We start from the raw sequence: 16,794 nt of genomic DNA, 5'->3' as shown, positions 1-16,794 counted from the left end.
GGAGCCTTTATTTGAATAAAAAAGAACAAGTTAAAATCCTCGGTGATTTAATTCGAATTCAAAGTGTTAATGATAACGAAGGCCAAGTTGCAAAGTACTTAGAACAGTTATTTGCAGCGCATGGAATTGATTCTAAATTGATCGAACAATTACCAGGGCGAAGTAACATTGTGGCTGAAATTGGAAATGGGCAACATCCTAAATTAGGCTTGAGTGGACATTTGGATGTTGTTGATGTCGGAAATTTAAAGACTTGGCACAGTGACCCATTTGAACCAACGGTAAAAGACGGCCGTTTCTTTGGTCGTGGAGTTACCGACATGAAAGCGGGGGTCGCTCAGTTTGCAATTTCAATGATCGAGCTAGTGGAAAGTGGTCAACCAATAGAAGGAACGATTCGATTCATTGGGACAATTTCTGAAGAATTAACAGAAGAAGGTTCTGCTTTTATGGCTGAACATGGTTACGTTGATGATTTAGATGCAATGGTGATTGCTGAACCTAGTGGGGTGTCACTAGATGATTTGAAACCTTACTTTAATAGTGATGGCGTCAAGATTGATAAGGATACTTTAGCAGAATTAATGACTAAGTCATTATCTACCGATTCAAGAGAACAACATTTTATCATCAAAGCTCATAAGGGATGGATGACCTATAAAGTGACTGCATTAGGTAAGGCGGCTCATAGTTCCATGCCTAAAATGGGAATTAATGCTGTTGATACTTTGATTCAATACTATTTAGCTGAAAAGAAGTTATATTCTGAATTGACAGAAAGTGATCCTGAACTTGGTGAAACAGTTTATTCACCAGATATTTTTCGTGGTGGTAAACAAGTCAATAGTGTTCCTGATAAAGCCTTTGAAATTGTTAAAGTTAGAACGATTCCACAAATACCAAATGATGAGCTAATTGCACGTTTGAAGAAAATGATCGTGTTATTGAATGCTCGTCCCGGAATTGATTTAAAACTAGATTTGGAATACAGTGAATATCCAGTAAAAAGTGATAACCACACACATTTAATTGAAACATTTCAAAACAGTGCTTCCCGAACGATGAATGAACCAATGGATTTACCAACAATCGGGGTTTCTTTGGGAACGGATGCATCTGAATTTAAGAAACGAAATCCAAAAATGGATGTAATCATTGTGGGAGTGGGAAATACTTCTGCTCATTGTTCTGATGAGTATATTGATATTAATGCATATTTTGATATGATTAAATTATATAAGGATGCTGCAGTTAATTTTTTAAAAAATAATTAAAGATATTACTCCTGTTATAAAATAACAGGAGTCTTTTATTGCCTAAGGAGAGAAGAATGGAAGAGCAGAAGCGTGGATTGAATTTGTTTCAATTGATTGGTTTGATCATGGGAGCCATTATTGGAGCTGGAATTTTCAATTTGAATCATGATATGGCTGTTGGAGCTGGGGTTGGAGCCATTATAATTAGTTGGATCATTGCTGCCATTGGGATGATTTCATTAGGATTATCGTTTCAGAATTTGATTAATAAACGACCTGATTTGAATGCGGGAATTTATAGTTATGCCGAAGAGGGTTTTGGTAAGTACATTGGTTTTACGTCCGCATGGGGATATTGGTTATCCGCAACTTTTGGAAATATTAGTTACGGAGCTCTACTAATGAGTGCGGTTGGACATTTTATCCCGCTGTTTGGGAATGGTCAAAATATTTGGTCGATTTTAGGTGGGATTGTAATCCTATTATTATGTCAATCTTTAATCCTGCGTGGAGTGGAAACCGCATCGACGGTTAATGTAATGATTACAATTGCTAAAATTATTCCAATTTTCTTATTTGTTGTTCTAGCAATTATTGCGTTTAAATTAAATATTTTTACGGTTGATTTTTGGTCAACGCCGACTGAACACTTTGAATGGGGTTCGGTCGTGGGTCAAGTTAGGAATACGATGTTGATCACAGTGTGGGTCTTTTTAGGAATTGAAGGAGCCGTCATTTTCTCTGGTAGAGCTCGGAAACGTTCTGATGTTGGAAAAGCAACGATTCTTGGTTTGTTGACCGTTATTCTATTATATGCAATGATTACATTATTATCATTTGGAATTATGCACCGGAGTGGTTTAGCCAGCCTTAGTCAACCAGCAATGGCAAACTTATTGCAAAAAATTGTCGGTCCATGGGGGGCTGCCGTGATTAATATTGGGTTAATCATTTCGGTTGCTGGTTCATGGCTATCCTGGACAATGTTTGCTGCCCAATTACCATACGAAGCTTCCAGAGTGGGAACATTTCCCAAGTTCTTTAACCGAGCTAATAAGAATCACGCCCCAACTAGATCGATTTATTTTACTAACACGATTGTTATCATTTTAATGTTTTCATATTTGCTGATTCCTAAAGCATATAATTTCTTTTCTCAAGCGGCTGGATCAGCAATGTTGTTCCCATACGTTTTCTCTTCAATTTATCAATTAAAGTATTCGATCAAACATCATGAATATCAAGATCGAACGCGAAATGTAATCATCGGAACAATCTCAACGATATATACTTGCTGGTTGTTATATGCATCGGGAACTTATTTCCTTCAATTAACAGCCTTAGTCTTTGCCTTGGGGATTCCAGTCTTTTGTTATTTACAAAAAGTAGATAATCAACAAGAACATATTTTTACTAAAATTGAATTGGTTATTGCCGTTTTAATTGCTGCATTTGGATTCCACGGGTTATTTTTATTATTCTAAACAAAAAAAGGTTCTCAAACGAGAACCTTTTTTGTATGGTTTGGATTGCCTTTATGACTTCCGGTCAAGATTATATTGTTTCATTGCTTGGCCAGTAGTGGAGTTCTTATCCCTTGTTGCATCTTGAGGAGAACCAGTGAAGAGGATTTGGCCACCATAACGTCCAGCATGAGGACCAACATCGATAAGCCAGTCAGCTTGACAAATAACTTGTAAATTGTGTTCAACAATAATTAATGTGTTATCAGCAGCGACTAATTCATCGAATAGTTTTAAAATTGTATCAGTATTTTGCATGTGAAGACCAACCGTTGGTTCATCTAACAAGTAAATACTACCGCGTTTATCTAGTTGTAATGCTAACTTCAAACGTTGAAGTTCACCACCGGAAAGAGTACTTAAGGATTGTCCTAGTGAAAGGTAATCTAAGCCAACGCGTTTCATGTTCAAGAGGCGGTCATGAACCTTCTTGTGATTAGCGAAGAAAGGAATGGCCTTGGCAATGGACATATTAAGGACTTCGCTAATGTCTTTACCCTGGTACTTATATTGAAGGGCTTCTTTACTGTATCGTTTTCCATGACAGGCTTCACAAACTTGAACGACTGGATCCATAAATGCCATGTTTGTAATAACGACTCCCTTACCTTTACATACTGGACATTTTCCAGCACCATTATAACTGAATAGGGTTCTTGACACATGATTAGCATCCCCAAAGATCTTTCGAATCTCAGTTAAAATATCCAAATAAGTGGCAGGTGTAGCCCGAATATTTGCACCAACTGCATCTTGAGTTAAATCAATATAAGGTTGATCTAACTTATCTTTGATTGCTTCGACTAAGGAACTCTTCCCAGAACCAGCAACCCCAGAAATAACCGTTTCAACCCCCAATGGGACTTTAACACTAACATCCTTTAAATTATGGATATTGACGTTTTTTAGATCTAAGGTCTTCTTGAACGGACGAGGTTTTCTAAACTTTAGAGGTCTTCTGATGTCTCTTCCAGTAATTGTATCTGACTTTAATAGCTCTTGATAAGTTCCTTGGAAAGTGACCCGTCCACCTTCGGAACCAGCTTTAGGACCAATTTCAACGACATAATCAGCAATTGGAATCAATTCTGGATTGTGCTCAACGATTAAAACGGTGTTTCCATTGTCTTTTAATTTTTTAATGGCCTTTTTAATCAAGTTAATATCATATGGATGAAGACCAACACTAGGCTCATCCAAGATGTAAACCATATCAACTAATGAACTATTAATGAATTTAGCAATCTTGATCCGTTGAGTTTCACCACCAGAAAGGGTTTCAGTTGTTCTATCTAACGTAAGATAACCTAATCCTAATTCAATTAAAGATGAAATCTTAGTAGAAAGTTCACGAATGATTCCTTGTACTAATGGTGTCTTAATTGATTTTAGGTAATCAAGGGCATGAACAAGGTCCATTCCCAAAACATCAGCAATGTTTTTATCGTTGATCAAACAATGAAGAACGGGTTGACGTAATTTAGTTCCATGACATAAAGGACAAACTTCATGGTTAACAATTTCTTTGATTGCTTCCTTATGATGTTGACCTTCGGCACTATTAATGATTGAACGTTTAATTCGAGGAATTAGACCTTCATAAAGAACGCTTTTATGCCATCCTTCATGGGGATTAGTTAATCTTTGTTGTGGAGCATACAATAACTTGTTCAATTCGTCTTTTGAATAGTCTTTGATTTTTTTGTCATTATCAAAGAAGCCACTGTAGGCATATCGTTTCCAACGCCAAGTATTAGGACCGAAACTAACGAAAGTAATTGCCCCTTCATTTAACGATTTATTAAAATCAATTATCTTGTCAGGATCAATTTCATCAACGTATCCTAAGCCTTGACACTTTGGACACATTCCTTGTGGTAAATTAAATGAGAACGTATCAGAGTATCCAACGAAAGGCTTACCAGCTCGTGAAAAAAGTAACCGCATCAATGAATAGATTCCTGTATAGGTGGAAAGAGTTGATCTTGGATTCTTCCCAATCTTTTTTTGTTGAATAACGATTGCAACTGGAAGATTATCGATTTTGCCTACATCTGGTTGACCGTATTTAGGAAGGTATTGTTGCGTAAAACTAGGGAAAGTTTCATTTAACTCTCTTCTTGAATTAGCAGCAATTGTATCGAAAACTAATGAAGATTTACCGGAACCAGATAATCCGGCAAAAACCGTAATAGCATGTTTTCTAATTTTTAGATTAATGTCCTTTAAATTATTTTTATGGGCATCATGGATTTCAATGTAATCACTTTCAGGCATTAGAATATTCCTTTCGATAAAGTATTTATTATCATGATATAACGAATTGAAAGGCAACGAAAGTGTTTTGATTATTAAAAAAGCTGCTCAATTATTATTGAGTAGCTTTAATATGGTATAGACACCAGATCATATCGGGTTGATAGGTTTTTAGAATCTTATAATTATCATGTTCCATAAACTTATTTTGGCTAAAAATGGCGTATTGATATTTACCACTTAGGAATTCATCAAATGCTAATGGTTTACTGGTAACGTATTCAACTTTTAGAGGTTGGTTTAACGTTCGTTCAAATTGACGCATTAATTCTGCCGTTGCAGCATGAAGAACGATCGTATTGTTATTCAATGCTGTATTTTCTGCTAATACCATTGGCATGGTGGGGAGGTAAAAAGTATCAACAATTTTTAAACGATTCCAAAACCGATAGTTGTTCGATCCCCAGTCTTCATCTCGATTATGACTGCGATAAGCAACGGGAACCAAAAAATAATCGTCATTGTATTTATCTAAACTTTCATAAATATCTTCAAAAGAGTGATGAAGAACCAAGTCAGTTTCTTTCATTTTCGGATTATTTTCAAGTAAATAAGAAGCAGCCCGATAGCTATCCGTTGTGCTAGGGCCTAAAGTATGCATTTTTTTCATATTATCACCTAAATTTGTTTAAGGATTTCTTTTGCAATATCATCAGGACTTCGGTGGTCAATATTGACGATGATATCCGCAAGTGATTCATATTGGTTTTGGCGTTCGTGTTTTAATTCTAGAATTCCATCCATTCCTAATTTTTTAAACAATGGCCGTTCTTCAATTCCATCATTAATTAAATGGTGCTCAATGGTTTCATCTTCAGCATTTAAGAATATGGTTGGATGCGCTTGCTTTTTGATTAGGTCAAAATTAGCTTGTTGCATTGGTGTGCCACCACCGGTGGAAAGAATTCCATCTTGTTTTAAAGCAGTTTGTAACAAATTATGTTCGAGTTGCCGAAAACTAGCTTCGCCGTTTTTATTAAAGTATTCCGGAATCGACATACCAGTTTCGTTGACGATCATTTGGTCTAAATCATTAGTCAAACAATTTAGTTGGTTGCTAAGTTCATTGGCCATGGTCGTCTTCCCACTACCCATAAAACCAATTAAAGTTAATTTCATTTTTTAGCCTCCAGTTTTCTTCTTGCTTTGTTTGCATTCGTGATTTTATTATGAATGCTTTTTTTATCACCGGAAATAATTAATTGTTTAAAAGATTCAAGTTGATCTTGGAAATCACTAATTTGTTTAACGATCGTATCTTCAGTTGTAAAAATTGCAGTCCACATATCAGGATTAGCTTTGGCAATTCTAGTACTATCTAAGAGACCGCCAGAAGGAATTCCAGGATCACTACTGAGCTGCTTTAAATCATGATCAACTGTGTTCATTAAGGTAAAAGCGACAGCATGAGGTAGATGACTTGTAACACTAACAACTTTGTCGTGATCACTAGGTGTCATCTGATTAAATGAGAAATCAGCACTTTTAAGGATTTTTTCAAAAGCTGTGATGTTTTCAGGAGACGCATTCCCATTTACTAAAAAATAAGTGTGGTGAGTGAGCATTTCAATATTACTATTGCGGCTTCCCGACAAATGAGAACCAGCCATTGGATGACCGCCAATGAATTGGTGACCATCAGCCATTAAGGGTTGGGCAGCTTCTAGGATATCGACTTTATTGCTACCGACATCAGTAACGAGGACGTTAGGACGTAAATTTAATGGAACTAATCTTTTTAAGTCCTTCATGATTTGACTGACGGGTGTTGCTAAAATGATCAAATCACTGTTTTCGGCCCCTTTCGAAAAATCAACATCCTGGTCAACAAAACCCTGCTCAATCATTAAATTTACGTTTTCTTTATCTAAGTCATCAGCCATAATTTTAATAGATGGATCAGTTTTCTTAATCACTTTGGCAAGTGAAGCTCCAATTAATCCTAATCCGTTAATAAACACAGTTTTCAAAATGATCAGCTCCTTAATTTATTTAAATCTTGGGTGAAAGTAGGGTATGAAATCCGAATTGAATCGTAATCCTTAATCGTGACGTCAGTATTTAAAAGTAATGAAGCAACTTTTAATGTCATTGCAATTCGGTGATCCTTATAACTGTTAAGTTGGGGATCGTTCACGTGCCACTTCTTTCGACCATCAATCACTAAACCGTCAGGGAGTTCTTCGATTTGAATGCCTAACTTCTTAAATTCAGTCGCGATGGCTTTTAGCCGATCAGATTCTTTAAAGCGTAGTTCTTCTGCTCCGGTAATCTTACTAATTCCGTCTGCTCGAGCAGCTAATAATGCAAGAAGGGGAACTTCATCGACAAGTGAAGGGATTTCTTCTTTTGTGACCGTAAATGGTTTTAAATTACTAGTTGTTACGGTAATGTCAGCTCGTGGTTCCACTTCATCATCGATATTACTAAGGGTGATATTAGCATTCATGCGTTGCATAACATCAACGATTCCACATCGAGTAGGATTGATACCAACGTTTTTGATCGTTACCTTGGAGTTTGGCGTGATAGCAGCTGCGACCATAAAGAAAGCGGCTGAAGAGATATCACTTGGAACCGTAATTTCTTGGACTTTAAAATCTTGATGGGGATGAATTGTAATGCGATGACCATCTTGGTCGATACTAGCTGGGCTAAAAGCATTTAACATTTTTTCTGTGTGATCACGTGATTTAACTGGTTCAATAATGGTCGTGTCACCATCTGCTTGGAGGGCAGCTAAAATAATGGCACTTTTAACTTGGGCACTTGCAATTGGCATCGTGTATTCAATACCGTGTAATTGCGTTCCATGGATAGTCATAGGCAAATGATTGTCATCGCTATTGATTTTGGCACCCATTTCACTAAGTGGATCGATTATTCGTTTCATTGGTCGTTTGGATAGGGATGCATCCCCAAACAATTTGCTCTCAAATGTTTGACCAGCTAAAAGCCCACTGATCAAACGGGTACTAGTCCCAGAATTTCCCATGTCTAATGGCTGGCTTGATTTTTGTAATTTCGTCAAACCCTGACTATGGATTTTTAAGGTTTCGCCATCATGTTCAATTTGCACTCCTAATTGACGAAAAGCAGCCATTGTTGAAAGACAATCAGCAGAATTTAAAAAATGCTTAACGGTCGTTGTTCCCTTCGTCATTGCTCCGAAAATGATGCTTCGATGGGAAATACTCTTATCACCAGGGACGGTTAAGGTTCCATTTAAACCTGATTTCATATTGATTCCTCCTAGAAATTGGTTAATTCTTGACGGTATTCAGTAAGTTGCTTTGTTAAACGTTCCATGTTACTCCCGTCAAAAGTATCCGTGATTGCTTTTGCTAATTCGATCGAAACAACGCTTTCGATAACGATTGATGCGGGAACGATTGCCGTAGTATCAGAACGTTCAACGTTAGCTTTTTTAACTTCCTTACTATTAATATCAGCACTTTGAAGGGGCTTGTAAAGAGTAGGAATTGGTTTCATTGCCGCTTTAATGATCAAAGGCATTCCATTTGTCATTCCACCTTCAAAACCACCAAGGTGATCGGATTCTCGAGAAAAACCAGTCTGTTTGTTCCAGTTAATTTCATCCATAACCTTACTACCTGGTTCATAAGCATCCTTGAAACCATCACCGATTTCGACACCTTTCATAGCATTAACGGCCATAACGGCAGCGGCCATTTTACCATCTAACTTAGTATCCCAACTAACGTAGCTACCTAAACCAGCAGGAACATTATTTGCGATTACTCGAATGACCCCGCCAAGAGTATCACCATTCTTTTTAGCAGTATCGATTAGTTCATGGATTGGTTGGACCTTATCCTGTTCAGTAATTCTCATATCATTTTGTAAAATTTCAGGACCAATTTTGGCAACATCCGTTAACTTTTGAGTATCAGCTTCAATGCCACCGACTGATTCAACGTAACCGATAATTGAAATATCGAGGGCTTTGAGTAATTGCTTACAAATACTTCCAATTGCAACCCGCATTGCTGTTTCACGAGCAGATGACCGTTCCAAGACATTTCTTAAATCGCGGTGGTTATATTTCATTCCACCAACTAAATCGGCATGGCCAGGACGAGGCCGGGTAACTTTACGAAGGGTGTTTTGAGGAGTTTCAGGAGCAGTCGGGCTCATGATTTCTGCCCAATGACCATGGTCACGATTCTTAACGGTTAAGGCAATTGGGGAACCTAATGTGATTCCGTGTCGAACTCCTCCCGTGATAATTACGGTGTCATGTTCAATCTTTTGACGATTACCACGTCCGTAGCCACCTTGGCGGGCAGCTAAGTCCTTATTAATTTGATCAATGTCCAAATGTAATCCAGCTGGGATTCCTGTTAAAATTCCGCTTAGTTCTGGTCCATGTGATTCTCCGGCAGTTAAATAGTACATAATTAAAACCTTCCTTTATTTATAATTTATAACTTATAATTTATTATTTTAAATGTTGTTGATATTTTTTTGAATTATCCATGATGTTTTGGATGATATTTTGCATGTATGGAACTAATTCTTTACGTTGAGTTTGTTTTTCAACTCGTTTTAAAACTTCGCTTTCCCTTGATTGGTTTAAAACAGGGAGTTGATTGATTTTTTTGAATTTATGAACATCCTCAACATCACTAAAGCGTTGTTCAAGGAGGATGATTAATTTGTGATCGATTTGATTGATGTCATGACGGGCATCTTCCAATGAATTGGATTGGGGAACGACCATAAAGAAGATGAGGGCAACGATCAAACTGATGAATAAAATGATAATGTCACCAGCCATAATGTTCATCCCAGGAATCTTGGTCAACCAACCAGTTATTAATGGAACTGAGAAGGATGCTAAACTACCAGCAATGAAGAACAATCCAGTAAACAAGCCCTTATTTTTGGGATAGATAGAAAGTAAGGTATTCAAACCGATTTGCATTAATCCTCCAGCAGCACTGATTCCGAAAGCTAATGTTGCAATTGTTGTAACGATTACACTTTGGCTAATGGTAATTCCAATGATTGAAAGAAGAGCAACAATACTCAGAATTAAAAAGATTTTTCTTTTTGCATCAACTAATCTTAAAATCAATGCAACGATGATAACTCCCGAAATCGAACCGATACTGTAAAGCGACAACAGAAAGTGAGAGATATTTTTATTGAAGCCAATTTGTTCAGTAAAGATTGTGATCCATTGAGTGAACCAAATCATTGCGGCCATTGAAGTGTATCCAAAGACAATCAAGGCAGCCGTTAAAGTAAATTTAGGGAGCTTATGAATCCTTAATGCATTTGCTTCATCTGAATCATTTGATTTTTTAATTGGGTGGATTTTTAACGTTAGCACATTTAAAATGTTTAAAATTAAAATGATAACGGGAAGAACAAAAGAAAATCCAAACCACATTTGTTCTTGATGTAACCAGATAATGATGAGTGGGATGATAAATTCACCTAATGAGATGAATGCTTTGATCAAGACACTACTTGAAGTTCCATTAACGTTGATTTCCTCCAGTAATGGGTAAGTTGCTGAATCCATTGCAGAATTTCCAATTCCCGCTAAAATCGTTAAAACATATGCAAGCCCCATTGAGCTATTAACTGGGGTTACTAAGAAGAAAACTAAGTATGCTAGCATTCCAATCATTAACGTTGGTTTTCTTCCCCAATGATCAGATAACCAACCCATAATTAGGTACGCGACTAACCGTCCAATCCCAATTCCAGAAAGAATATAAGATGCCTCTGCAATTCCGGTATGCCAATTATGGGCCAGTTCCATTAAATTTTGAGTCAGAATAATTAGTCCGGCTCCGTTTACAATGTAGTTAGCAAACAAACTACATTTTAATCGAAAGTTCCTATTCATTTCAATTCACCTTTCTTAAACAAAAAACCAACTAGATAGATTTTATCTAGTCGGCTTTTATAAAGAATGGTTTTATTCACGGAATCCATTGGTTATGATCGTCGGCTAGATAAATTAACATCTAACCGACCAAATCGAAAATGACTTTATCACTTAGATGCGAACGTTGAAGTACGTTCGCATCTCTACGAACGTACTAGTTAAAGTAATAAAAGCCAAAATAGTAATTTAAGTTAATTAAATTTCGATTGATCATAATAAGTTGATCCCTTTCGTTTTTGATTGTCTTAATTTAAACATAATTTATTTAAAAAATCAATAAAAATATTAAAAATTATTTTAATTCAATTAATTTTTGAACCGTTTGATAGAAGTCAGGAAGTTCTTTTTTGAGGTTAACGATCTTTTGATCAGCTTGACGTAAAAAGCAATGTTCACTAGTCGCAGTGCAGACAATTTGATCACCTACAGTCATAGTGTATGTTAAAAATAGCTTCACTTTAGAAATTTTTTCGACATTTACTTTGATCGTAATTACATCTGGAAATGTCGTTGTTTTTCGATAATTGCAATTAACATTAACAACTGGAGAGATAATCCCATGTTTTTCGAATTGATCATATGGCCAGTCGATTTGTTTAAGAAAGTCGCTCCGGGCTTCTTCCATGAATCGAATATAGTTAGTGTGATTGGTGATTTGCATTGAATCTGTTTCGTAGTATTGAACTTGATGTTGATAGGGGGCCATAGTCATTCTCCTTTTAAATTGATTTAAACTAATAAGAAAATTTTACCACATCAGAATCAATTAGCGATAACAAGGTAAAATATGGTATCATATTATACAGAATAAACTAGAGTAAGTGTGACTATATAAATATTTAAACTGACTCATTCACAGCGAGTTAAGCTATCTTTAATAGCTGATGCGACTGTTTTATAGGGGTGAAACAATGGATGGTCATAAATTAGATCAAGAAGCAAAAGAAACTGCAAGTGCTGCAGCCTCAGATGCTCAAAAATTAAAATTAAATCAAAAACCAAAAAGCGAATTTGATTCGTTTATTAAAGACGAAAAAAATAATGAAAAATCTGAAAACGAAGCTGACAGTAAAGCCTTTGCAAGCCTAGATGATGTTGTTGTCGATTCAAGCGTTCACATTGCAGCTAGTACCAACATTTCTAATGCTAGTAAGGCAAGTATTGAAACTAATAAATTTGTTGAAATGGCGAGTGCTTCTGCAGTCGCAGCATCTTCAGCTATTGAAAAAATTGTTTCTATTGCCAAATTGGTTGATAGTTATACCACGCAAGCTAGTGAACAAAATGATGAATTGAATAAAATTGCTGTATATTACCAAGATGATAATGTCTTTAATAAAGCAAAGACAACGGTCAAGGGATTAATGAGCATGATGTCATCGATTAAAGATGATACTGACCATGAACACTTAATGGCAAGTATTGCTTATAATACCGCTAGTTTTGCTTCGAGCGCGGCTAGTAACGAAAACGAAGATGCTAGTTCTAATATGGAATCAACTAAAAGATTTGCAAGTCTCTCGATAAAAGAACCCCACGAATCCTTTTCACACAATGCTTCAGCTGCTAGTTGCGCTGAAAACGTTGCCGTAGAAGCTACGATGGCCTCTTCAGCAGCTAGCTTATGTGATAGTGCTAACCAATCAACTCAAAGTGCAGGAAGCCACTTGCTTACTTTACAACAAAGTGCGGATGTGATTGGAGCTCAAATCGCTTCAATTGTTAAAGCCGCTCGTGGTGATCGAAAGACCGACAGTTACGGAAATGCTGCTGTCAATGCTGCTAGTGCTGCTGATCAAAATAACACTGATGCGATTGAGGCCATTGAATCGATTTATACTGCTAGTGCATCAATTGATAACCACATTAAATCAACTAAAGAAATGGTTGGGACTGCCGAAAGTAATGCCAATTTAGTTGATTCATATAATGAAAATGCAAAATCAATTGCCGATGGATACAAATATAATGAAGTAATTAGTTCGGTGTTAAGTGATGCAAATAGTGCTCATTCCACTGCAATGGTTGCGGTTAATCGGGTTAGTGTGGCTAACAGTCAGGCAATTTTAAATGCTAAAGAGGCCATTAAACATAATGATTTTGTAGATGCAGCTCAAGAGACGATATCCAGTGCAGCACTTGTCGCTAGTTCAATCGCTTCCTTGGCCAGTCATGCTGCTGCTCATGCGAATACAGACGAAGCTAGTAGTGGGGCTGTTAAAGTTATGTCAGCTCAACAAATAACTGATTCTGTTCAAAGTCAAGTTAGTAGTATTGAAGAAGAAGTGACCAGTCATGCGGATGCAATTCGAATAGCTACCAGTATTGCTAGTAGCGCTAATGAATTAACCAGTTCAGCAGCTGAAATTGCTAGTAGCGCTCAAATAGCAATCAGTGATGAAGTTGTAGCAATTAAAAGTACTGCAGTTTCGAATGCGGAATTGACCCAATCAATTGCTAGTCAGACTGCTGATCAAGTTACGAACATCAGCTCAGCAGTTGATATTACAAAATCATACGCTGATGATGTCAGTGTAGCTGCTTCTCAAACTCAAATGGATGAAGCGATTACAATCTTAACAGCTAGTCAAGCTGTTCAAAGTGCCAATGCTTTTAATAAAATTGCAACTCGCTTTCCTGATAACTCAACGATTACTGAAGCTAAGTCAATTGTTGATTCTCTTAAAGCACTCGCTAAAAGTGGTGCTAAAGTCACTCTTTCAGCTGCCTCAGTGGCTGATTCAACTAACCATGAAGCGTCAACATTATTATCTAAAGCAAAAGAAATTAGTGAAACCGTTGTTGGTCAAGTGTCTAGTGCATCGAGTGCTGCTCTTGAAGCTAGTGATGCCGCCCAAAATGGTGATAATGAAATTGCTGCTAGTGCAGTTTCAGTTGCTAGTAGTGCCCAAAATGTCGCTAGTTTAGCTGGTGAAGATGTTGATGATAAACAAGCCCAGGTTTCAGCTGCAAAGGATAATAACGTAAGCTTAAATTCTGCTGCTAGTTCTGCTGCTAAAACTGCTAAATCTATCAATGATCAATTAAATTCCATTAGTTCAAACGTTGATTCAGCAGTAAAAATTGAAACAGATAGTTCAACTAGTCGGGCATCTGCAATCACTTCAATTGCAACTGATAATGCTGATGATTGTAAAACAAGTGCAGATGCTGCTTCAAGTGAATTTAGTTACATTTCCAATGCAAATCAACAAGCACAGTCGATTTGTGATGAAATTACATCCAATGAGAGTCAAGCTAATATGATTAAAGCTGATTTTGATGACGATGAATTAAATACCAGTTATAATGATGTGCTAAGTTCAGCTAATGACTTTGCAAGTGAAGCTGCTTCAAGCATTAGTAGTGCTTTCGTAGCAATTAGCGATGGTTATAACGAATTAAGTTCAAATGCAATTGTCACTAGTTCTGCTGTTCAAAAAGTGATTACAAATGAACAAAACCTTGAATCAGCTCATGAAGCTGGGGATGACGAAGTTCATAATTCAATCGCTAGTTCTGCAATGATTGAAATCAAAAGTAATAGTAAAATCATCATGGATTTAACTGTTGATATTGAGTCAATTGCTGCTCAAGTTTCTTCAGCCAACTCACTTGTCAAAGTGGAATCAATGAAGGCTGATTCTGTTCTCAATGTTGCGGGTAAAGAGGTTGAAAAATTAACTAGTGCTGCCAGTTCTGCAAGCGCCGCTCGGATAGAAAGAGCAATTAGTTCAACTAATAGTACTGCCAGTGCGAGTGCATCGACGGCAGCTAGTAACGCCTTAAATGCCGCTAATGATGTTAATAGTGCAATTGAAACCAGGGTTGATGTAGATGCTATCTTGGCTGATATGGAATCGTTCGCGACAGCCACGGAGTCTGCTGAAGCGGCTACTAGCTCGGCTGCAAGTAAATATCCAGAAGACTCGACATTATTGAATGCTTATTATGTAATTCATTCAGCATCAGCATTAGCAGGATCCGCTTCATTTGAAATCAATAAGAACTATACAATTGCAAGTCAACATCAGGAAATGGCTTCAAGTGCAGCCTCAGTTGCCAACTCATTTGCTGAGTTAGTTAGTTCAAATGCAGCAATTGTATCATCTGCGAATGAAGAACGAAATGACGATGTTGTTAAAAGCACGATTGATGACATTAGATCAGCTAATGATTCCGTAAACTCGTTAGTTAGTGATGTTGCTTCTGCTACCGGGATTACAGTTTCTGCTAACGTTAAAATTAATAACATGGCTAATAATGTTAGCATTGCATGTTCAATGGCTCAAAGTGCGGTTCCAGTCGTTGAAAGTCGAGCAGAGGCTGATCGTCCTGTTAAGTCACTTGATCTATCAATTAGTAGTGCCAGTGCAATGCATAGTGAAATTAATGCAGCAGCTTCTTCTACCGCAGCTAGTGCAAGAGTGGCAAATAGTTACGCTCAATTTACAGTATCGGCAAATAAAGTAATCTTGAATGAACTAGATAAAGTCGTTGCAAACATGAGTACGATTAAAATTGTTGTTCCAAAGTACCCATCATCGACCAATACGAAATTAGAGTCGGTTGCTAATGATTACTTTAATAAATATACTGAAGCTTTAGCTACAACAACTTCAGTTACCGATGGCAGCGTGTCAATGGCTAGCATAGTTTCAAGTGCAGCATTGATTACCGAAGATACAGCAGCGAAAGCGAACGATTTGTTCTCCGTTATTAATAGTAACTTTTCTGCGGCAACTTCAGCCTATAGTGAACATGATGATTCGCTAGGGGACGTTCATTCGGCTAGTGCTAAGTCAGCAATGACGGAACTTGCTAAAGCTAATATTCGAGAAATTAGTAAATCAACTGAAGCTAGCACTGCTTTCCAAGAAGTGAGCCAAGTGGCTAGCGTTGTCAACATGAGTATTTCTAATGCTTCTTTAGCGGCTTCCTTTATTGCTGAAACAACGGATCGGCTAAGCTATCCTAAAAATGAGAAGCTAAGTCAAGCTGCTAGCAGTGCTGAACGGTCCAGTAGTAGTTTAGCAAATTCTTCCTCAAGCCAGTTAACTAGTCATGTTGCGAAGAGCTCTGACAGTATAAGTATTAGTAGTTCTACATCAAGCGTTGGTTTAAGCCAAGAAGCAGTAAGCTCTAGTGCTGAACAACAATCTGCTTCTACAATTAGAAAAAATGAAGTTTTTGAACCGCATTCAGCTGCGTTGACCTCACAGGAAGATAAGAAATCCGTTTCTTCTAGTCCGACAAAACCAACTTTCCCAATGTATATGTATGCAACAAAGGGTGTTTATGTATACTTTACGCCAAACTTAACGGATACATCTCGGACTCATTTTTATGAACCAACTGAATTATCAAAAGCAAAGGTCTTTAAAGTAGTGGGGATTGAAACTAATAAATTTGGCTTTGAAGTTTATAAATTGGATGACGGAAATTATACACCGGTTAATGATGGTGGTTTTAAGAATTTATACTATCAAATCTCTGATAATGTAAATCTTGTGCAGGTAACGAAATTATTTGGAATTATGACCTATAAGACTGATCAGTTTGTCGAAAGAGGAAAGTGGATTCCAAAGGGAAAAGTTTTGCGAGTTGAAAAGACACTTAAACATAATGATGCAACTTGTTTCTTACTAAGTGATGGTGGATATATTACTAGTAATAAGAAATATGTTAATAAAATTTAATCGAACTATTTTTATAGAAGCCCAACGGTTGTTGGGCTTTTTATTTTGTTTTAATGCGATTTATTTGCTAAAAA

General features: G+C 37.0%; 11 protein-coding genes. 3 read left to right on the top strand and 8 right to left on the bottom strand.

The genetic code is table 11. From position 1 onward, the window contains the following. Nucleotides 1-11: 11 nt before the first annotated feature. Nucleotides 12-1,274: a M20/M25/M40 family metallo-hydrolase gene (locus AC3B6G_RS06505; RefSeq protein WP_489849599.1), complete on the top strand. Its 1,263-nt coding sequence runs from the start codon at nucleotides 12-14 to the stop codon at nucleotides 1,272-1,274. 56 nt (nucleotides 1,275-1,330) lie between these two features. Next, nucleotides 1,331-2,740: a basic amino acid/polyamine antiporter gene (locus AC3B6G_RS06500; RefSeq protein ID WP_489849598.1), complete on the top strand. Its 1,410-nt coding sequence runs from the start codon at nucleotides 1,331-1,333 to the stop codon at nucleotides 2,738-2,740. Nucleotides 2,741-2,791: 51 nt separating this feature from the next. On the opposite strand, the gene AC3B6G_RS06495 is transcribed toward AC3B6G_RS06500, so the two are convergent. The 8 genes from AC3B6G_RS06495 to AC3B6G_RS06460 form a co-directional block, all read right to left on the bottom strand. Beyond that, on the bottom strand, nucleotides 2,792-5,056 hold the full coding sequence (locus AC3B6G_RS06495; RefSeq protein WP_489849597.1) for an ATP-binding cassette domain-containing protein: 2,265 nt from the start codon (nucleotides 5,054-5,056) through the stop codon (nucleotides 2,792-2,794). 94 nt (nucleotides 5,057-5,150) lie between these two features. Then, complete coding sequence (locus AC3B6G_RS06490; RefSeq protein ID WP_489849596.1) at nucleotides 5,151-5,705, bottom strand: hypothetical protein; 555 nt, start codon at nucleotides 5,703-5,705, stop codon at nucleotides 5,151-5,153. An 8-nt stretch (nucleotides 5,706-5,713) separates the two neighbouring features. Next, nucleotides 5,714-6,214 (bottom strand): shikimate kinase, encoded by a 501-nt coding sequence (locus tag AC3B6G_RS06485; protein WP_489849595.1) that lies wholly within the window; start codon nucleotides 6,212-6,214, stop codon nucleotides 5,714-5,716. After that, nucleotides 6,211-7,056: a prephenate dehydrogenase gene (locus AC3B6G_RS06480; RefSeq protein WP_489849951.1), complete on the bottom strand. Its 846-nt coding sequence runs from the start codon at nucleotides 7,054-7,056 to the stop codon at nucleotides 6,211-6,213. The genes AC3B6G_RS06485 and AC3B6G_RS06480 overlap by 4 nt, the downstream gene beginning before the upstream one ends. Nucleotides 7,057-7,070: 14 nt before the next feature. Further along, nucleotides 7,071-8,336: a 3-phosphoshikimate 1-carboxyvinyltransferase gene (aroA, locus tag AC3B6G_RS06475; RefSeq protein WP_489849594.1), complete on the bottom strand. Its 1,266-nt coding sequence runs from the start codon at nucleotides 8,334-8,336 to the stop codon at nucleotides 7,071-7,073. An 11-nt stretch (nucleotides 8,337-8,347) separates the two neighbouring features. After that, a complete protein-coding gene (gene aroC, locus AC3B6G_RS06470) occupies nucleotides 8,348-9,517 on the bottom strand; it encodes a chorismate synthase (protein ID WP_489849950.1) in 1,170 nt (389 codons plus the stop codon). Nucleotides 9,518-9,557: 40 nt separating this feature from the next. Then, nucleotides 9,558-10,979, bottom strand: coding sequence for an MFS transporter (locus tag AC3B6G_RS06465; RefSeq protein WP_489849593.1), 1,422 nt, complete (start codon nucleotides 10,977-10,979; stop codon nucleotides 9,558-9,560). Between the two features lie 334 nt (nucleotides 10,980-11,313). Next, entirely contained in the window at nucleotides 11,314-11,727 is a 414-nt protein-coding gene (locus tag AC3B6G_RS06460; protein WP_489849592.1) for an acyl-CoA thioesterase, read from the bottom strand. Nucleotides 11,728-11,932: 205 nt separating this feature from the next. Here AC3B6G_RS06460 and AC3B6G_RS06455 point away from each other — a divergent pair, with 205 nt between their 5' ends. Next, the gene (locus AC3B6G_RS06455) at nucleotides 11,933-16,720 is read left to right on the top strand and encodes a DUF5776 domain-containing protein (protein WP_489849591.1); all 4,788 of its coding nucleotides are present in this window, start codon (nucleotides 11,933-11,935) and stop codon (nucleotides 16,718-16,720) included. Nucleotides 16,721-16,794 lie beyond the last annotated feature (74 nt).

Source organism: Nicoliella sp. ESL1149 (genome assembly GCF_058107265.1).
The sequence above is the reverse complement of the archived record's forward strand: the minus strand, read 5'-3'. Positions and strand labels throughout refer to the sequence as shown.